1 pseudogene is annotated in these 287 nt (G+C 61.3%); it reads left to right on the plus strand.

Annotation, left to right across the window (positions count from 1 at the left end):
- Window positions 1-287, plus strand: a pseudogene (locus P0G09_RS20575) (ketopantoate reductase family protein); the annotation flags it as partial.

A 287-nucleotide genomic window follows, 5' to 3' on the forward strand; every position in this document is an offset into this window, starting at 1 on the left:
GCTGGTCAGTGTGCACATGGGGATGGGAATGACCGTCGGCGGCGCAACCGCACCCCTGTCCGGCGCGTTCCGCCTGCGGCTGCAGGCTGCTTTTGAAGGCACCCACTACAAGATGACCTATTACAGCGATATGGACGAGTGGCTCAAGAGCCACATCGCCTTTATCCTGCCCTGCGCCTATGCCTGCTATGCGGTGGATGGGGAACTTTCCCGCACCACAGTGGAACAGCGCAGGATGATCGGGGATGCCGCCTGGGAGTGCTGTGAGATGCTGAAAGCGGCAGGTG

This window comes from Faecalibacterium sp. DFI.5.82 (assembly GCF_029076575.1).
GTDB lineage: Bacteria > Bacillota > Clostridia > Oscillospirales > Ruminococcaceae > Faecalibacterium > Faecalibacterium duncaniae.